Annotated in this window: 15 protein-coding genes; 5 read left to right on the top strand and 10 right to left on the bottom strand. The window is 64.6% G+C overall.

The features are described 5' to 3' along the window. Window positions 1-48 precede the first annotated feature (48 nt). A complete protein-coding gene (locus tag AC4NN3_RS13560; RefSeq protein ID WP_491927623.1) occupies window positions 49-1,971 on the bottom strand; it encodes a methyl-accepting chemotaxis protein in 1,923 nt (640 codons plus the stop codon). 169 nt (window positions 1,972-2,140) lie between these two features. Beyond that, window positions 2,141-2,920, bottom strand: coding sequence for an SDR family oxidoreductase (locus AC4NN3_RS13555; protein ID WP_491927622.1), 780 nt, complete (start codon window positions 2,918-2,920; stop codon window positions 2,141-2,143). A gap of 179 nt (window positions 2,921-3,099) precedes the next feature. Here AC4NN3_RS13555 and AC4NN3_RS13550 point away from each other — a divergent pair, with 179 nt between their 5' ends. After that, complete coding sequence (locus AC4NN3_RS13550; protein WP_491927621.1) at window positions 3,100-4,023, top strand: VOC family protein; 924 nt, start codon at window positions 3,100-3,102, stop codon at window positions 4,021-4,023. 90 nt (window positions 4,024-4,113) lie between these two features. Beyond that, entirely contained in the window at window positions 4,114-4,656 is a 543-nt protein-coding gene (locus AC4NN3_RS13545) for a DUF924 family protein (protein ID WP_491927620.1), read from the top strand. Between the two features lie 6 nt (window positions 4,657-4,662). On the opposite strand, the gene AC4NN3_RS13540 is transcribed toward AC4NN3_RS13545, so the two are convergent. Beyond that, window positions 4,663-5,601, bottom strand: a complete 939-nt coding sequence (locus AC4NN3_RS13540; RefSeq protein WP_491927619.1) for a sugar kinase — start codon at window positions 5,599-5,601, stop codon at window positions 4,663-4,665. 99 nt (window positions 5,602-5,700) lie between these two features. On the opposite strand from AC4NN3_RS13540, the gene AC4NN3_RS13535 reads away from it, so the two are divergent. Beyond that, window positions 5,701-7,170 carry a mannitol dehydrogenase family protein gene (locus AC4NN3_RS13535; RefSeq protein ID WP_491927618.1) on the top strand — a complete coding sequence of 490 codons (1,470 nt, stop codon included), beginning with the start codon at window positions 5,701-5,703 and terminating at the stop codon, window positions 7,168-7,170. A 118-nt stretch (window positions 7,171-7,288) separates the two neighbouring features. Here AC4NN3_RS13535 and AC4NN3_RS13530 read toward each other — a convergent pair whose 3' ends face one another. The 5 genes from AC4NN3_RS13530 to AC4NN3_RS13510 all read right to left on the bottom strand — a co-directional run bounded on the left by AC4NN3_RS13530 (window position 7,289) and on the right by AC4NN3_RS13510 (window position 13,683). Next, a complete protein-coding gene (locus tag AC4NN3_RS13530; protein ID WP_491927617.1) occupies window positions 7,289-8,443 on the bottom strand; it encodes an iron-containing alcohol dehydrogenase in 1,155 nt (384 codons plus the stop codon). A gap of 4 nt (window positions 8,444-8,447) precedes the next feature. Further along, a complete protein-coding gene (locus tag AC4NN3_RS13525; protein ID WP_491927616.1) occupies window positions 8,448-9,830 on the bottom strand; it encodes an aldehyde dehydrogenase family protein in 1,383 nt (460 codons plus the stop codon). Window positions 9,831-9,964: 134 nt separating this feature from the next. Further along, complete coding sequence (locus tag AC4NN3_RS13520) at window positions 9,965-11,326, bottom strand: glutamine synthetase family protein (RefSeq protein WP_193337005.1); 1,362 nt, start codon at window positions 11,324-11,326, stop codon at window positions 9,965-9,967. 54 nt (window positions 11,327-11,380) lie between these two features. Further along, window positions 11,381-12,877: an amino acid permease gene (locus tag AC4NN3_RS13515; RefSeq protein ID WP_491927615.1), complete on the bottom strand. Its 1,497-nt coding sequence runs from the start codon at window positions 12,875-12,877 to the stop codon at window positions 11,381-11,383. A gap of 35 nt (window positions 12,878-12,912) precedes the next feature. Beyond that, complete coding sequence (locus AC4NN3_RS13510; RefSeq protein WP_491927614.1) at window positions 12,913-13,683, bottom strand: N-formylglutamate amidohydrolase; 771 nt, start codon at window positions 13,681-13,683, stop codon at window positions 12,913-12,915. 92 nt (window positions 13,684-13,775) lie between these two features. Here AC4NN3_RS13510 and AC4NN3_RS13505 point away from each other — a divergent pair, with 92 nt between their 5' ends. Then, window positions 13,776-14,612, top strand: a complete 837-nt coding sequence (locus tag AC4NN3_RS13505) for a MurR/RpiR family transcriptional regulator (protein WP_491927613.1) — start codon at window positions 13,776-13,778, stop codon at window positions 14,610-14,612. On the opposite strand, the gene ppk2 is transcribed toward AC4NN3_RS13505, so the two are convergent. Beyond that, the gene (gene ppk2 / locus AC4NN3_RS13500) at window positions 14,609-15,466 is read right to left on the bottom strand and encodes a polyphosphate kinase 2 (RefSeq protein ID WP_491927612.1); all 858 of its coding nucleotides are present in this window, start codon (window positions 15,464-15,466) and stop codon (window positions 14,609-14,611) included. The genes AC4NN3_RS13505 and ppk2 overlap by 4 nt on opposite strands. Window positions 15,467-15,553: 87 nt before the next feature. Between ppk2 and AC4NN3_RS13495 the strand changes: the two genes are divergently transcribed. After that, a complete protein-coding gene (locus AC4NN3_RS13495; RefSeq protein WP_491927611.1) occupies window positions 15,554-16,843 on the top strand; it encodes an ATP-binding protein in 1,290 nt (429 codons plus the stop codon). A gap of 253 nt (window positions 16,844-17,096) precedes the next feature. Here AC4NN3_RS13495 and AC4NN3_RS13490 read toward each other — a convergent pair whose 3' ends face one another. Next, window positions 17,097-17,663 carry a GcrA family cell cycle regulator gene (locus tag AC4NN3_RS13490; RefSeq protein ID WP_491927867.1) on the bottom strand — a complete coding sequence of 189 codons (567 nt, stop codon included), beginning with the start codon at window positions 17,661-17,663 and terminating at the stop codon, window positions 17,097-17,099. Window positions 17,664-17,986: the final 323 nt, after the last annotated feature.

Raw genomic sequence — 17,986 nt, 5'->3', positions numbered from 1 at the left:
CAGGGCCCCGGCGTTTTGGTTTCTCGGCGGTGGTGCCGTCGGCGCTGGTTATGCAGCGCGGCCCATGCTGCGCTGGCTGCGGGCGTCGCTCACCTTGAAGATATCGACGATGATGTCGAGTTCCGTGGCCTGGGTCTCGGTCTGCTCGATGGCCGCGTTCATTTCCTCGACCAGGGCAGCATTGTGCTGGGTCATCTCGTCCATCTGGCGTACCGCAATGCTGACTTCGGTGATGCCGGTCGACTGCTCCTGGCTGTCGCGCGAGATCCCGTCCATCAGCGTCGAGCTGGCGCGGACGCCTTCGAGCATGCCATTGAGGCGGTCGGCAGCATCGGCCACGAGACGGCTGCCATCGCGCACTTCATTGGCGGACTGCTCGATCAGCACCTTGACGTCGGCCGAGGCCGAGGCTGCCGACTGAGCGAGGCGGCGGACTTCGACGGCCACCACGGCAAAGCCCTTGCCGGCATCGCCGGCGCGGGCGGCTTCGACCGAAGCGTTCAGCGCCAGCAGGTTGGTCTGGAAGGCGATGTCGTCGATCAGGCCGATAATGTTGGAAATCTTGGACGAGGACGTGGTGATGCGCTCCATGGCGCCCGTGGCCTTGGCCATGACTTCGCCGCTCTGCTCGGCCGAGATGGTGACTTCCTTGGCCTTGCCATTGGCCTGCTGGGCGCGCTCGGCATTCTTCATCACGGTATCGGCCAGGGTTTCCATGGCGGCCGAGGTTTCCTCGATCGTCGCGGCCTGCTTGGTGGTGCGTTCGCTCAGATCGTTGGCGCCGGCCAGGATTTCGCTGGTTGCGGTCTTGAGCGACCGCGAGGTGTCCTGCAGCTGGGCGACGATATCGGCCAGCTTTTCGGCCACGGCATTGGTATTGTTCTTGAGGGCACCGAAAGCGCCCTGGTAGTCGCCGGTGACGCGCTGCGTCAGGTCGGTATTGGCGATGGCCGACAGCACGGTGCCGGTTTCGGCCAGGCCGCGATCGACGGTGTCGACCAGGCCATTGACGCTGGCAGCAAGGCTGTTGAGCTCGCCATCGCTGAAGTCGGTCGGCACGCGCTGGTCGAAATTGCCGGCGCTGGCGGCCTTCATCACGGCAGCCAGTTCGGCCTGCAGCAGGGCCATCATGTCGGCGCGCTCGACGATGGCCATGTTGTGGGCGGCTTCCTCGGCGCTAAGCGCGGCGACGCGCTTGGCGTTCTGACGGAACACTTCGACGGCGCGGGCCATGGCGCCGATCTCGTCCTTGGCGTCGGCATTGGCAATATCGACATCGAGCTTGCCATCGGCCAGCTCGCTCATGGTCTGCGTCAGGTTGCGCACCGGAGTGACGATGGTTCGGCTGCCCACCAGCATGCTGACGGTCAGGCCGATGGCGATACCCACCGCGGCGGAGATGGCAAGGGTCAGCATGGCGGTGAAGGCCGAAGCCTCGGCATCGGCGCGCATGCCGGCCATCAGTTCGCCCGAATAGGCGCTGTAGACCTTGATCGTGTCGGTGACCACCAGCTGCGCCGCCAGCGTTTCTGCCAGGGCCGCATCCAGCGCGGCCGGGTTGAAGGGCTGCGCTGCTGCCACGGTGAGCATGCCGTTGATCTTCTCGAAATAGGCGTCCATCACCGGCTTGACCGCTTCGAGCTGGCTCAGCTCGGTCGCGTCGGCGGCGGCCTCGATGACCGGAAAGCGGGCCTTCATCTCGGTCATGCGGCGATCGGCCTGGGTGACGAAATCGGCGACCCCGGCAGGATTGAGCACCAGCTGGTAGGTCATGCGGCTGATGGCGATCACGTCCATGCGCAGGTCCATGGCTTCGCGCGCCGCTACTTCCTTTTCCCCAACCCGGTCCATGGTGGCGCTCAGTGATCCCAGCTCCCGCCAGGCAATGCCGGCAATGGCCGTCGCTACGAGGCCCATCAGCAGGACCGTCAGAATGAATTTCTGTAGAATAGGAAAATTTCTAAAGTTCATGGCGATGCAACCTGGTGCCCGGGAAGTGACCGCAGCGTTCTGCCGCCAGCCTTCGCACTACAGATCGGTTGAATCGCTTAAGTTTGCGTGAAGCATCAAATAAATCGCCTGGGCTGCATATCGCCTATGCATCGGCTGCAGGTGAATCCGGCGGGCGGTCCCGCCCGGTTCAGCGCAGCAGCGACTGACCACCATCGATATAGATCGGCATGCCGGTAATGTGTCTGGCCGCGTCCGATGCCAGAAAGGCGATGGCTTCGGCCACGTCGGCGCTCGTCCCCGGTTTCCCGCCGGTCAGCGGAATATCGCCTTGGGGAAACGCGACGGGAATCTCTGCCGCCGCGACATTGCGCTTTTCGGTATTGTCGTCGATTTCCGTGTCGATCGCGCCGGGACAGACCGCATTGACCCGGATGCCGTGCGGCCCCAGTTCCACCGCCAGCTGCTGGGCCATGGCGACCTGGCCCGCCTTAGTGGCGGAATAGGCGGTGGCGCCGGCGCTGGTAAAGGTGCGCGTGCCATTGATCGAGGAGACGATGATGATCGCGCCGCCGGCCTTTTTGAGATGCGGCACGGTCAGGTGCAGCGTGCGATAGGTGCCGCCCAGATTGACCGCCATGGTCTGGTCCCATTCCTCCGGCTGCAGGTCGTCGATTGGCGCCCAGACGCCATTGATGCCGGCATTGGCCACCACGATGTCGAGCCGCCCCCAGGTGGCGATGATCTTGTCCACCGCCGCCCGCATGGCCGCGGCATCGGCAATGTCGGCAGTCACCGCCATGGCCTCGCCGCCGGCTTCGGCAATCGCGTCGCGGGTCGCCTCGATCTCCTCAGCGGTGCGGCTGAGTACGGCAACGCGCGCCCCGCCTTTGGCCAGCCGCATGGCGGTGGCCTTGCCAATGCCGGAACCGGCGCCGGTGATGAGGGCGACCTTGTCGGTGAAGTGCATGAGCTGTGTCCTCTTGGCGTGAGCTTGTGGGTGACCAACCATGACCCGGCCGCATGGTTCCTTGGCATCGTGCGTTTCACGCCACTCTGTCGTCCGCACTGTTCGCTCAATGCCACCTGCTCATCGCGGGCAGGCGAGCCTATGTAAGGGCCATGCCCAGCGGCACCCAGGAGCGCGCCATGATCGATACATCCGTCCAGACCAATGTGAGGTCGGCGCCGCTGCTGCCGCTCGCCACGACACTGGGACCGGTCCATCTCGCCGTGACCGACCGCGCCCGGGCGCTGGCCATCTGGCAGGACGTGGTCGGGCTCGACCTGATCGACGAGACGGGCAATGCAATGACCCTGGGCGCGGGCGGCAAGCCGCTGATCGTGCTGGAAACCGGTGCCATTCGGCCGGTGGTGCCGCGCAGCCTTGGGCTTTATCACGTCGCCATCCACGTCCCCAGCCGGGTCGACCTGGCGCAGATGGCGGTGCGGGCGCTGCAGCGCAATGTGCGGATTTCGCCCACCGATCACCTGGTATCGGAGGCGATCTACCTGTGGGATCTCGACGGCAATGGCATCGAGATCACCCTCGAAACGCCCTGGCGCGGGACGCTGGGCGACCCCGACAAGGGCCAGACCTATGCCGTGACCGCCGAGGGCCAGCCCCATTCCGGCCGCGAAGCCATCGATCTCGACGGCCTGCTGGCCGAACTGGGTGAGAACCCCACCCTGGCCGCGCGCATGCCGGCCGGCACCCGCATTGGCCATGTGCATGTCCATGTCACCGACCTCGACATGGCCATGGACTTCTATCGCGACGTGATCGGCTTTGCCGGCTTCCTGCTGATCCGCTCCTTCGGCATGGGCGATGTCGGGCTCGACTACATGCCGCATACGCTGGCCTTCAATATCTGGTCGGGCGCCAATGCGGCCCAGCCTGTTGCCGGATCGGCCGGCCTGCGCTGGTTCACCATCGTGCTGCCCGACGCGGCGACGCTGGATGCCGTCACGGCCCGCCTGCGCCAGACCGGCGCCGCCATCGAGCCGCTGGCGCAGGGCATCGAGACGCGCGATCCCGCCGGCAACCGCCTTCGCCTGGTTGTCAGCGCCTGATGAGGGCGCATGGCTTGCCAGCGGCGGCGCCAGCTTCAATGATGCGCCCTTGATCGTCTGACACGCGATCGTCCACCACAGGGAGGCTCCATGCAGCAAGCACAGGACGTCATCAATTTCTGGTTTGTCCAGCACGGCAAGGATGACTGGTTCGGCGGCAAGGCCGAGTTCGACGCCGCCTTGGCCGCAGGCTTTGCCGATACCCACGCCGCCGTGGCCCGGGGCGAGGCCTGGCGCTGGCGCCAGTCACCCGCGGGGCGGCTGGCCGAAATCATCGTGCTCGACCAGTTCTCCCGCCAACTCCATCGCGGCTCGGCCCAGGCCTTCGCCCAGGACAAGATGGCCCTGGTGCTCGCCCAGGAAGCCATTGCCGCCGGCGCCGACCAGGCGCTCGAACTGGAGCGCCGCATGTTCCTCTACATGCCCTTCATGCATGCGGAATCGCTGCTGATCCAGGAGGAGGGGGTGAGGTTCTTTGCCGTCTTCGATGCCGAGCTGCAGCAGTTCATGACCGGCCACCGCGACACCATTGCCCGCTTTGGCCGCTTCCCCTTCCGCAACGCAGCGCTCGGCCGCGCCAGTACGTCCGAAGAAATTGCCTATATGGCCGAGCAGGGCGAGCGGGTGTTCTAGGGCCTGCTAGAGCGAGACCAGTTTGGGATCGACCAGCGCGCCTTTTTGCCCGATGACAATCCGGGCAACGCGATGCGCCGCCTCGGCGGCCTCCTGCAGCGATTTGCCGGCCAGTCGCGCCGACAGATAGGCGCCATTGAAGCTGTCGCCCGCCCCGGTGGCATCCACAACTATGGCGTCTGGCAGCGGCGCTACGCGCACCCGTTCATGCGCGGTGGCGATCAGCGCTTCGCCCGAGCCATCCTTGACCACCACTTCTTCCACGCCCAGTTCGAGGTATCGATCGGCCGTTTCGTCGACATTCCTGTCGCCAAACAGCGTCGCCTCGTCGGTATGGGTGGGCAGGACGATGTCGCAAAGGCTGGCAGCGGCCGTCAGCACGCCGGCCATGACGCGCGGGCTGGTCCATAGCGCCGGCCGCAGATTGGTGTCGAAAGCGATTCTGGCGCCATTGTCGCGGGCGCGCACGATGGCGCCCAGCAGCCTGCCACGCGCCCGCGGCGCCAGGATGGCCAGGGTGATCCCAGAGAAATAGACCATGCTGGCCCCCTCGACCGCCTTGGCCAGGGCCTGCTTGTCATCGGCGAGCAGCTTGGCCGCCGAGGTGTCGCGCCAATAGGTAAAGTGCCGGTCACCATCGGCCTGATGGATCATGTAGAGGCCCGGCCGGCGCTCGGGAATGGTGCGGATATGGCTGGTGCCGATCCGGTTGGTCTCGAGGAAGGCCTTGATGTCGGCCGAATACTTGTCGGCGCCCAAGGCTGTGAAATAATCCACCGACCAGTTGTCGCCCAGCAGCGCCCGCATGTACCAGGCCGTGTTGAGCGTATCGCCGGCATAGCCGAGGCGATATTGACGGTCCTCGCCGCCGCTCATTTCGATCATGCATTCACCGATGCTGACGAAGCGCTGTTGTGCCAAAGCCTTGCCTCCTTGCGTGCTCAAGGCTTATGCCGGTAAAGCCCATTTCGCCGCAACCCAGTATCTTCCATACAAGATCGGAAGGCACTATGGTGCCGCCAGATTATTTCGCCGGAGATTTCCATGACGCGTCTGAGCGCCAAGACCCTTGCCAGCATTCCCGCCGGGGTGGCTGTTCCCGATTACGACCGCAGCACCCTGACCGCCGGTATCGTGCATCTGGGCATCGGCGCCTTCCACCGCGCCCATATGGCGGTCTATGTCGACGACCTGCTCAAGACCCATCCCGATTGGGCCATTGTCGGCGCGAGCCTCCGCCGCCCCGATACCAAGGAAGCGCTGGTGCCGCAGGACGGCCTCTATACCATCGCCGTGCGCGACGCCGCGGGCACCCATCCGCGGGTGATCGGCTCGATCATCGACGTGCTCGACGCCAATAGCCAGCGCGAGGAGCTTCTAGCGCTGATGGCTGACCCCAAGATCCGCATCGTCTCGCTGACGGTGACAGAGAAGGGCTATTGCCACGATCCGGCGACCGGCGAACTCGACGAGCGCCATCCCGATATTGCCCATGACCTGACCAACCCGACCGCACCGAGATCGGCGCCCGGCATGCTGGTCGAGGCGCTGGCGCGCCGCCATGCCGCCGGCACTGCCCCGTTCGCGGTCATGAGCTGCGATAACCTGCCCTCCAATGGCGAGACCGTGCAGCGCATCGTCACCCGCTTTGCCAGCCTGCGCGACCCCGCTTTGGGCGAGTGGGTCAAAACCAATGTGGCCTTTCCCGGCACCATGGTCGACCGCATCGTGCCCTCCACCACGGATGCCGATAGGGCGACGATTGCCGGCCTGATCGGGGCGGACGATGCCTGGCCGATCATGACCGAGCCCTTCACCCAGTGGGTGATCGAGGACAAGTTCCCCCATGGACGCCCGCCCTTCGAGACGGTCGGCGCGCAACTGGTCAAGGATGTCGAGCCCTTCGAGCGGATGAAGCTGCGCATGCTCAATGGCAGTCACTCGACCATTGCCTATCTCGGCTATCTGGCCGGATATGAATATGTCTCCCAGGCCATTGCCGATCCGGCCTTTTTCAAGCTGATCCACGGCCTGATGACCGAAGAGGCCATGCCGACGCTGGACATGCCCGGCACCGATCTGGGCGCCTATCGCGATGAACTGCTACAGCGCTTCGCCAATCCGGCTTTGCAGCACCGCACCTGGCAGATTGCCATGGATGGCAGCCAGAAGCTGCCGCAGCGCCTGCTCGGGACCATTCGCGACCGGCTCAAGGCCGGCCAGAGCTTTGACCGGCTGGCGCTCGGCGTCGCTGGCTGGATGCGCTATGTCGTGGGTATTGACGAGAAGGGCGGCAATATCGACGTCCGCGATCCTCTGGCCATGCGCATGATGGCCATTGCCGCCGAAGCCGGCGACGATGCCGAGGCGCTCTATATTGGCCTCGTGGCCCTGACCGAAGTGTTCGGCACCGACCTGGCCGACAACCAGGAATTTGGCGACGCCGTGGTCACCCAGCTCGAGAGCCTGTTCGATGATGGCGTCGTTGAGACGATCCGCGAACTGGTTGGCTAGGTATCCCCCACCCGGCCTCCCCCTGAAGGGGGAGGAGCCGCTCCACTCATGGGCGCTATCTCACACCAGACACCAAACTGACTCCTCCCCCCTTCAGGGGGGGTGAGGTGGGGGGCGCCTAGAGCCGGCCGGTCATTGCCCGGTCAAAGATTTCCAGCGCCAGCGTCCTGGTGAGCTGAACCGGATTGCCGCCTGCAGTGGGATCGACAATGGCCATGTCGGCGATCAGCTCGCGCTGGGCGCCATCGACCTTGAACTCGGCCAGGGTATGCGGCACGTCGAGCCGCATGCGCAGGCCGATCACGGCGTGCTGGAACGCCTCGAAGGTGGGTGCGAGGCCTAGATAGGCCGCCAGCCGGGCAATGCGCGTCTCGATGGCGCCGCGATTGACCAGCAGCACATAGGGCATGAAGACCGCATTGGTCATGCCGTGATGGGTGTCATAGAGCGCCCCGACGGGGTGGCTGAGGGCATGAATGGCGCCCAGGCCCTTCTGGAAGGCGGTGGCGCCCATGGCGGCCGCGCTCATCATGTGGCCGCGCGCTTCCACATCATCGGGATTGGCTGCCACCTTGGGCAGGTTTTCCATGACCAGGCGAATGCCCTCCACGGCAATGCCGTCGGCCATGGGGTGATAGCCGGGGGCGCAATAGGCTTCCAGACAATGCGCAAGCGCGTCCATGCCGGTGCCGATGGTGATGAACCGGGGCATGCCCACCGTCAGCTCGGGATCAGCGATGACGATGCGGGGCATCATCAGAGGATGAAAGATCACCTTCTTGGTATGCGTCGTCTCGTCGGTGATCACCCCGGCGCGGCCCACTTCCGAACCGGTGCCGGCCGTGGTCGGCACGGCAATGATGGGCAGGATGCCCTTGGGATCGGCCCGCGTCCACCAGTCGCCAATGTCCTCGAAATCCCACATCGGCCGGATCTGCCCGGCCATGAAGGCGATGACCTTGCCGGCGTCGAGCCCCGAGCCGCCGCCAAAGGCGATGACGCCGTCATGCCCGCCATCGCGCAGCGCCTTGATGCCGGCTGCCACATTGGCGGCAATCGGGTTGGGTTTGACCTCGGCGAAGACGCCAACGGCAAAGCCGGCATCCTTGAGCAGCTTGATGGTGTTCTGTGTCACCGGCAGGTTGACCAGGCCCGCATCGGTCACCAGCAGCGGCTTGCTGATGCCGACACTCCTGAGTGCCTCCGGCAATTCGGCGATGCGGCCGGGACCGAACTTGATCGCGGTGGGATAGTTCCAGTTGGCTTTGGTCATGGGGTCACACCTGCTTCAAGTGATAGGATTTGGGCTGCGTCAGGTTGGCGTAGCCGATTTCGCTGAGGCTGCCGCCCTTGCCGGTGTCCTTGACCCCGGTCCAGACCAGCGCCGGATCGAGATAGTCGCAGCGATTGGCGAACACCGTGCCGGTTTCGACCTGCGCGCCCAGCTTTGCCGCCATGTCCAGGTCCTGCGTCCAGATCGAGGCGGTCAGGCCATAGGGGCTGTCATTCATCAGGGTGACGGCTTCGGCGTCGTCGGCCACCTTCATGATGCCGACCACCGGACCGAAGCTCTCCTCGCGCATCACGCTCATCTGGTGATTGACCCCGGTCAGCACTTCGGGCGGCAGATAGGGCGAACCGGCGACGTCGAGCTGGTGGCGGGTGTTGAGACGGGCACTGGCGCCGCCGCGCACCGCTTCTTCGGTCTGCTGCCGCACGTGGTCGGCAAAGCTGCCGCGCGCCATCGGCCCCACCACGGTATCGGCATCGAGTGGATTGCCCAGCGTCCAGCCACTGGCCGTGTCGAGGAAACCCTCGACGAAGCGATCATAGACGTCGCCATGCACATAGATGCGCTCGACGCCGCAGCAGCTCTGGCCCGAATTGAAGAATGAGCCATCGACCAGGTTTTCGATCGCATTGTCGAGATTGGTATCGGCCCGCACATAGGCCGGATCCTTGCCGCCCAGTTCGAGGCCCAGCGTGGCAAAGGTGCCCGCCGCGGCCTTTTCGATGCGGCGGCCGCCCTCGACCGAGCCGGTGAAATTGATGTGGTCGATCTGCCCCGAGCCGATCAGCGCCTCGGTATCGGCATGGCCCAGCACCAGGTTCTGGAACAGGCCGGCGGGCAGTCCGGCCTGCTCGGCGGCCAGGGCAAAGCGCTCGCCGGCCAAAAGGGTCTGGCTGGCATGCTTGAGCATGACCGCATTTCCGGCCACCAGAGCCGGCACGATGGAATTGACGGCGGTGAGGAAGGGGTAGTTCCACGGCGCGATGACCAGCACGATGCCGAGGGCCTCGCGGGTGATGTAGCGGGTAAAGCCCGCCTTGGGCGGCAGCTGCGCCGGTGCCAGGGCGCTGCTGGCCAGCTCGATCATATAGCGCGAGCGCTCCTGGACGCCGCGCTTCTCCCCGCCATAGCGGACCGGCCGGCCCATCTGCCAGGCCAGTTCGGGCACGATCTCGTCATTCATCAGCAGCAGGGCATCGACCATGTGGCTGACGATCTTCTGCCGCTCGGCCAGGGTGGTCTCGCCCCAGGCGCGCCGCGCCAGCTGCGCGCGGATGACCGCAGCCTCGACATCGATGCCGCTGGCCAGCTGGCGCTCGGCATAGACGCTGCCGTCGATAGGGGAGATGATCTTTACGGTGTCAGTCATGGGTCCGGACTCTTCCAATCCACGGTGTCATCCCGGCCCTGGGCCAGGATCTGTGCCGAGCGCTCAGGCTCGGTCCGGCGCGGGGGCCGGGGGTGACACCGAGTATGTCAAACATTGTGTGGCAGCAAGGAGACCTAGCTGCGCTCGAAGCCCCGCTTGAGTTCCCAATCGGTCACCCTGCGGTCATATTCAAGCTGTTCCCACTCGGCGGTGTGCACATAATGGCCGATGACGTCGGCACCGAAGGCTGACTTGAGCATTTCCGAGCGCCGCAGCCAGTCGGTGGCTTCGCGCAGGGTCTTGGCGATCTCGGGCAATTGTTCGCTGACATAGGCGTCGCCGACAAAGGCCGGCTGCAGTTCGAGCTTGTCCTCGATGCCCTTGATGCCGGCGGCGATCAGCGCCGCGATGGCGAGATAGGGATTGAGATCGGCGCCCCCCATGCGGCACTCGACACGGATGGATTTGGAATGCTCGCCGCAGAGGCGGAAGCCGGCGGTACGGTTATCCGGGCTCCAGATCGCCTTGGTCGGGGCAAAGGTGCCCGCCTGGAAGCGCTTGTAGGAATTGATATAGGGCGCCAGGAAATAGGTGATGTCGCGCGCATAGGCCAGCTGGCCGGCCATGAACTGCTTCATCAGCGTGCTCATGCCGCGGTCGTCGCTGCTGTCGGGAAACATGGGTTTGCCGTCCAGATTGGCCAGCGACATGTGGATATGGCTCGAGGAGCCGGCCAGGGCATAGTCCCACTTGGCCATGAAGGTCACGGCCTTGCCCTGGGCCCAGGCGATTTCCTTGGTGGCGTTCTTGAGCACCACATGGCGGTCGGCCATGGTCAGCGCATCGGCATATTTGACGTTGATCTCTTCCTGGCCCGGGCCCCACTCGCCCTTGGAGCTCTCCACCGGAATGCCCGAGGCCTGCAGGTGCTTGCGTAGCGCCCGCATCACGCCCTCTTCCTTGGTGGTCTGGAAGATATGGTAGTCCTGGATATAGTCGCCGGCGGTCTGCGCCTTGGCGTGACCCTTTTGGCTGATGGTTCGGTAGTCCTCGTCGAACAGGTAGAATTCGAGTTCGGTGGCCGCATTGGCCATGAAGCCCATGGCGGCCAGCCTTTCGATCTGCGCCTTGAGAATGGCGCGCGGGCTATGGGCGATCGGCTCGTGATGGTGGTGGTCGCTGAGGTCGCACAGCACGATGGCGGTGCCCTCGAGCCAGCTCGCCTTCATCAGCGTCGTCAGGTCCGGCTTCATGACGAAGTCGCCATAGCCCTTGCCCCAGTTGGCGGCGGCATAGCCCGGCACCGGCTCCATGTCGATGTCGTCGGCCAAGAGGTAATCGCAGCCATGGGTTTCGTCCTCGGCCACTTCGAGGAAGAACTCGGCCTGGAAACGCTTGCCGATCATGCGCCCCTGCATGTCGGGAAAGGCGACGAGCACGGTATCAATGCTGCCTGCGGCAGTGTCGGCCGCCAGATCGGCCAGCGAATAGGTCATGCTCAGTCTCCCCTGTAAGAATGGGCGCCCGGATCACCGGGCGCCCGCCTGCAATCAGGCCTTGTGTTCGAGCGCGAATTCTTCTTCCGGCGACAGGATCAGCCGGTTGCGGCCGACCAGGGCAAAATAGGCAATGCCCACTGCGCACCACAGCACCACCCAGATCACGCCCTTGAAGAAGTTGGGATCCTGCATCTGGTAGAACAGCGTTACCGCCGCGATGAGGATGGTGACGACGGCGCCGCCAATCCCCAGAGGTGAGCGGAACGGCCGCTCCATATTGGGCTGGTTGCGGCGCAGCAGGATGAAGCTGAGCGCCTGCATGATGTAGCTCAGCATCGCCCCGAACACCGCCATGTTGAGCAGCACGGTGCCGATGATGTCGTCGCCCAGCTGGGTCTCCCCGCCGCCGCCGCCGCCATTGGCAAACCAGATGATCAGCATCACCGTCAGGCCCAGCGCGGCGCCGGCCATCATGGCGATATGCGGCGTCTTGTGGGTGGCGTGGGTGACCGACAGCGCCGAGGGGAAATAGCCCGCCCGGCTGAGCGAATAGACCTGGCGGCCCTGCGCGAACAGGATGGTGTGGAACGAGGCGATCAGCCCGATCATGGCGACCAGGCCCAGCACCACGGCGCCGCTGGTGCCATAGATGGCGCGGAAGCCGTCCAGCAGCGGTTCACCCGAGGTGCTCAGCGCATAGGCGCCCACGCCGGCCACCGAGGGGTTGAGCAGCATGATCATGAAGGCCGAGATCACCAGCGTGCCCATGCCCAGCAGGATGCCGCGCGGCATGTCGCGCTTGGGGTCGACCGATTCCTCGGCCGCCAGCGGCAATTGCTCGATGGCGAGAAACAGCCAGACCGCAAAGGGCAGGGTGGCCAGCACGCCGCTGAAGCCGAACGGGAAGAGCTCGCCGCCGCCTTCGGGCAGTTCGGAGCCGTCGGCGGCGATATTGAGCGCCCAGCGCGAGAAATCGATATTGGGAATGGCGCTGATCCAGAACACGACAAGCACGGCCAGCGAGGCCAGCGTCACCACCAGCGTCACCTTGAAGCTGAGGGCCACGCCATAGACGTTGAGCGCCAGGAAAATGCCGTAGAACACCACCCAGATCACCGGCAAGTAGGCCGTATCCAGCCCGACAATGGCGCTGAAATAGGCCGAGATGAAGGTGACCACCACGGCCGGTGTCAGCACATATTCGACATTCTCGAACAGGCCGGTGATGAAGCCGCCCCAGGGGCCCATCGAGGTGCGGGCAAATGAATAGGCCGCGCCGGTATGCGGCAGAGCCGGGCTCATTTCGGCGATGCAGAACACCAGCCCGAGATACATGATGGCGATGATGCCGGCTGCCACCACCATGCCGCCCCAGCCGCCGGTGGCAAAGCCGAAATTCCAGCCCGAAAAATGGCCCGAGATCACTGCGCCAACCCCCAGCGCCCAGAGTGACCAGATGCCCGCATAGCGGGTCAGGCCGCGTTCTTCAAAATAGCTCTTGTCGCGTTTCGCATAAGCGACACTGCCGACCTTTCTGGTTTCACTCACAGTCACGTCCCCCTTTGAAAATGCCCTGGTATTGACTACACGGCCATTGCCCCCTGCCGCGCCAGTCGCGCCGCCTGCAGACAACGGGCCAGCCGGGCAGACCACAGGTCCACCCCCGCCGGTTCGAGGATTTCATCATTGCGGATCTCGATCATGGTGGCGTCGAGCCCGCGCGCATCGCCATGTCTTTCGAGCGTCAGCGTCACGCCGTTGAGCGCCGCATAGGGCTGGTTCCAGCCGATATTGAGATCGGGCGTTTCCGCCGCCAGCGCGTCATAGACGGCCTCGGTAAAGCGCGGGTCCACGCCATGGATCAGCCCGATCGGCCAGGGGCGCGCCAGCCCGTGATAGACCGGCGTGAACGAATGCATGCAGACCAGGATGGTCTCGCGCGCGGCCTGGCGGCGCGCTTCGAGCAGCGTCTCGATCGAGGCGTGGAACGGGCGGTGGTAATGGTCGATCCGATACTGCCGTTCGCCGGCGGCCAGATTCTCATTGGCCGCGATGGCCGTGGCCTCCGACAACGTCCAGATCAGGTCCGGCGCATCCAGGTCGCGATTGCAGTCGATGATCAGGCGCGACACGGTCGATTGCACCAGCGGGGCGTCTAGCAGGTCGGCCAGTTGCCGGCTCACCGCCAGCGCGCCGGGATCCCAGGCAATATGGCTGAGCCGTTCGGTCATTGTCAGACCCAGATCACCATAGCGGTCGGGAATGCGGTTGCTGGCATGATCGCAGACGATGACGAAGGGCGACGCCCCGCGCGCATTGGTCACCAGCACCGGGCTTTGTTCGACAATGCTCACTTGGCCCCTACGCAGAATTGGTTAACTTCTGTATCAGTAGTTTCACAAATGCAAAAACTGTCAATGCTGAAAGCTCTGGTTCAGGAGGAACGATGGAGGGAAAGTCGGTTGCCGGTCGCATTCACGATGCCATCGAACGCCTGACGGCGGCAGAAAAGCGTGCGGCGCGCGGGCTCCTGGGCTCCTATCCGACGCTGGGCCTGGCGCCGGTCGCCGAGTTTGCTCTTCAGGCGGGCGCCAGTTCGGCCACGGTGCTGCGTTTCGTTGCCCAGCTCGGCTACAAGTCCTATCCCGATTTCCAGCGCGCCCTGCGCGACGAGATGGAGCAGCGCTCCAAATCGCCGTTGCAGCGCAGCGCCAGCGGCGCCGCCCGGGGCGCCGGCGATGCCCAGTTCCTCGATCATTTCATTGCCCAGGCCGTGGACAACCTGCGCGAGACGGCCGCCTTGATTCCGGCCTCCGAATTTGAAGCGGTCTGCGCCCGGCTGGCCGACGACCGGCGCCACTGCTGGCTGGCGGGCGGCCGCTTCAGCGATTTCCTGGCCGGCTATATGGAGGCCCATCTGCGGCTGATCCGCCCCGGCATACAGCGGTTCGACGGCCGCCCGGCAACCCGGACCGACCAGTTGATGGATGTCAGATCCGGCGATGTCGCCGTGCTGTTCGACGTGCGCCGCTACGACCCGGCGCTGCTGGAGCTGGCCGCCGATCTGGCCACGCGGCGCGCCCAGATCGTGCTGATCACCGATGAATGGATGAGCCCGGTCAGCCGTTTCGCCAAGCTGGTACTGCCCGCCCGCACCGAAATGGGCCGCACCTGGGACGCCAATGGCGCCCTGCTGACCCTGGTCGAAGCCGTGCTGGCGCGCACCACCGAACTGACCTGGGCGACCGCCAGCAAGCGCATGGGCGCCATCGAGCGCAGCTAGTCGGTCCGGGGCATCTTGAGAAACTGCGGGCCGGTAAAGCAGAGCCTGGGATCGATCTCGCCGATGGCCTTGCTGTCCTTGCCGGCATAGTCGAGGCGATCCAGCACGCTCTGGATCAGCGTGATGCGGCCGCGCAGCTTGTCATTGGTACGGATTACCGTCCAGGGCGCGTGCTCGGTATGGGTCCGCGTGATCATCTCGTCGCGGGCCAGGGAATAGTCGTTCCAGCGCGGCAGTGCCTCGAGATCAATGGGCGACAGCTTCCACATCTTGAGCGGATCGTGGCGCCGGTCATGGAAGCGCTTGAGCTGCATTTCCCTGCCGATCGACAGCCAGAACTTGAACAGGTGGATGCCGTCCCGGGTGATCCGCTTTTCGAATTCCGGCGCTTCCTCAAGGAAGTGTTCGGTCTGTTCGGGCGTGCAGAAGCCCATGACCTTTTCCACGCCCGCCCGGTTGTACCAGGAGCGGTCGAACAGCACGGTCTCGGCCGCCGCCGGCAGCCAGTCTACATAGCGCTGGAAATACCATTGCGTGCGCTCGCGATCATTGGGCTTTGGCAAGGCCGCAATAATGGAATAGCGCGGATTGAGGTTTTCCAGATAGCGCTTGATCGTGCCACCCTTGCCGGCGGCATCGCGCCCCTCGAACACGATCATCACGCGTTCGCCGGTCGCCGCCAGATGCGCCTGCAGCGTCACCAGCTGTTTTTGTAGCTCATACATCTGGGCTTCATAGCTGTCGCGATCCAGCTTATCCTCATAGGGATAGCCGCCCGACTCCATGGCGCGCTTCTTGATGGCCTTGGGGAGTTCAGGATTTTCAATGTCGAAGCCGTCAATTGGGTCAGTCACGCGTGTCGCTCCACTGTCATGGTCACCGTGCTATAGAGCAGCCCCCTTGTGCAAGGGGCTTGGCAACTGACTGAATCGCAAAAGCAAATGGACGAATCCCACAGCCGCGCCGCGCGCCGCCGCCCCCACCCCGCCTTGTCTCGCCTGCGCGCCCAGCTCGGCCTGCTGGCCGGCTGCGCTGGCGTGTTTGCCGGGCTGGCGCTGTTTGCCGGCCTGAGCCCGGCCGGCGCGGTGATCGGCTTTGCGGCGGTGGTCGCCGGTGTCGCCCTGCTGCCGGCCACCCCGGTCACGATGGAGACGCCGACCGAGCCCGTGCCGGCGCCACTGCCGGTCGTCGTCCCGGCCAACACCGTCTCGGTCTTTGCCGATGCCCTGATCGACCCCTGCCTGGTGCTGGACCGGCGCGGCGTGCTGCTGCATGCCAATCCCGCCGCGCGCCGCCAGTTTCCCGGCGTGACGACCGGCAATCCGCTCTCCTTTTCCATGCGCAATCCCGAACTGGTGCAGGCGATCGACGCGGCCATGCGCACCGGAGTGACGCGCAGCATCGAGCTGCACGAAACCGTGCCCTCCGAAACCTGGGACAAGGTCGTGGTGGCGCCACTGAGTCAGCCAGGCCTCGACTGGTTCGCCGATGACCACCGCCAGCTCATCGTCACCTTCCAGAGCCTGACCGAACTCAAGCGGGTCGAAGCCCTGCGCACCGACTTCATCGCCAATGCCAGCCACGAACTGCGCACGCCGCTGGCCTCGCTGCTCGGCTTCATCGACACCTTGCTCGGCCCGGCGGCCCGGGATGCGGCGGCGCGCGAAAAATTCCTCGGCATCATGCGCGGCCAGGCCGAACGCATGAGCAAGCTGATCGACGATCTGCTCAGCCTCTCGCGCATCGAAATGCACCAGCATGTGCGCCCCACCGGAACCATTGACCTGGCCGCACTGCTGCGCGAAGTGCGCGAGGGCCTGATGACCCAGGCCAAGGCCGCCGATGTCGAGATCCGCATCAACCTGTTTGTCGGCCCCTCGACCACGACCGGCGATCGCGGCCAGCTTTATGAAGTCTTCGAGAACCTGCTCGACAACGCCATCAAATATGGTGCGGGCGGTCAGTTCGTCGAAGTCAGCCTGGCCCCGGCCGGCCGGCCGGGCTTCCAGCACGTCGTCACGATCATCGACCACGGCCCGGGCGTCGAGCCCGAACACGTGCCGCGCCTGACCGAGCGCTTCTACCGCATCGACGCCGATGCCAGCCGCAAGAAAAAGGGCACCGGCCTGGGCCTGGCCATCGTCAAGCACATCGTCAACCGCCATCGCGGCCAGCTCTCGATCAAGAGCAAGCCCGGCGAGGGCATGCGCGTGGATGTGTTCCTGCCCTGAGAGGCCGTCCCTTTCTTCATCCTCACCCGTTCACGGGAGAGGAGGACCACGCGAAGCGTGGTGGAGAGGGGCGCCACATGATCGGAACCCCATCGGACACCCGATAGGCAATCGCCATCGTGCTCGTTGCACCCCCCTCCACCGCCTGACGGCGGTCCCCCTCCCGGAAGGCTCGATGCGGCAGCGTGGTCATAAGCGATAAAAAAGGGCGCCCGCGGGCGCCCGATATTTTGATCTTGGTATTTGCTTCGTCTCAGCGACGCTTCTTGTCGACCTGGTGATAGGCGCGCTTGGAGTGGAACTCGCAATAGGGACCGCTCTCGAGGCTATGCTGGCCGCAGAAGTAGAAATCCTTGTGCAGCGGATCCCCGATCGGCCATTTGCAGGTGCTCTCGCTCAGCTGCAGCAAAGTGAGCCGCTTGTCTTCGGGAATGAACAATTCCTGCACCGCCGGTGCGACATAGAGCTGGTGCTCCATTTCCGGATTATGCGCCAGGGCCGTGGCCCCCATGGACTGCGGGCGCTGCGGCATCGAGCTGCGCATCTTGCTGGCCGAACCCATATTGGAGGGGCTGGCCGATGGGCTGGCAACACGACGGGGGGCTGGGCGCGCTGCTGGCCGGGCGCGCGGAGCGGAATTGGTGGGCTTGGCCCGCGCCGACAGCTTGAGGCGGTGCACTTTGCCGATCACGGCATTGCGGGTAACCCCTTCGCCCAATTGGCCAGCAATCTGGCTCGCGCTCAGCCCTTCCATCCAGAGCTTCTTCAAGGTCTCGACGCGCTCGTCCGTCCAGCCTGCCGGTTGTGCTCCTGAAACCATCGTCAAAACAGAATCCTTCATTGCGCCGCCAAAAACCTTGGCAACCATCAAACGCTAGGCGTCGTATGTTGAATGGGTCCGCCACACGAGATATCGTGTTCCCAATGACGATGAGTTTACGCCATGCGAGGAATCAGGATCAAGAGTCGGGCGAGAGTTTCCCCGTAAATTCACTGGTTAAAATTATGCTAACGATCTTTGAGTCAAATGCGAGGCATGGCCTGTGATCATTGACTTATCTGGGAAAACTGGCCTAACTCTGCCCCGGAAACGCGCTGCGAGACAGGCGCGTTTTTGGTTTTTGTGGCGCTATTGTCACGCGT

It is taken from the genome of Devosia sp. MDV22-iso42 (assembly GCF_058629155.1).
Note: the sequence above shows the minus strand (reverse complement) of the source record. Positions and strands in the feature narration are given on the sequence as shown.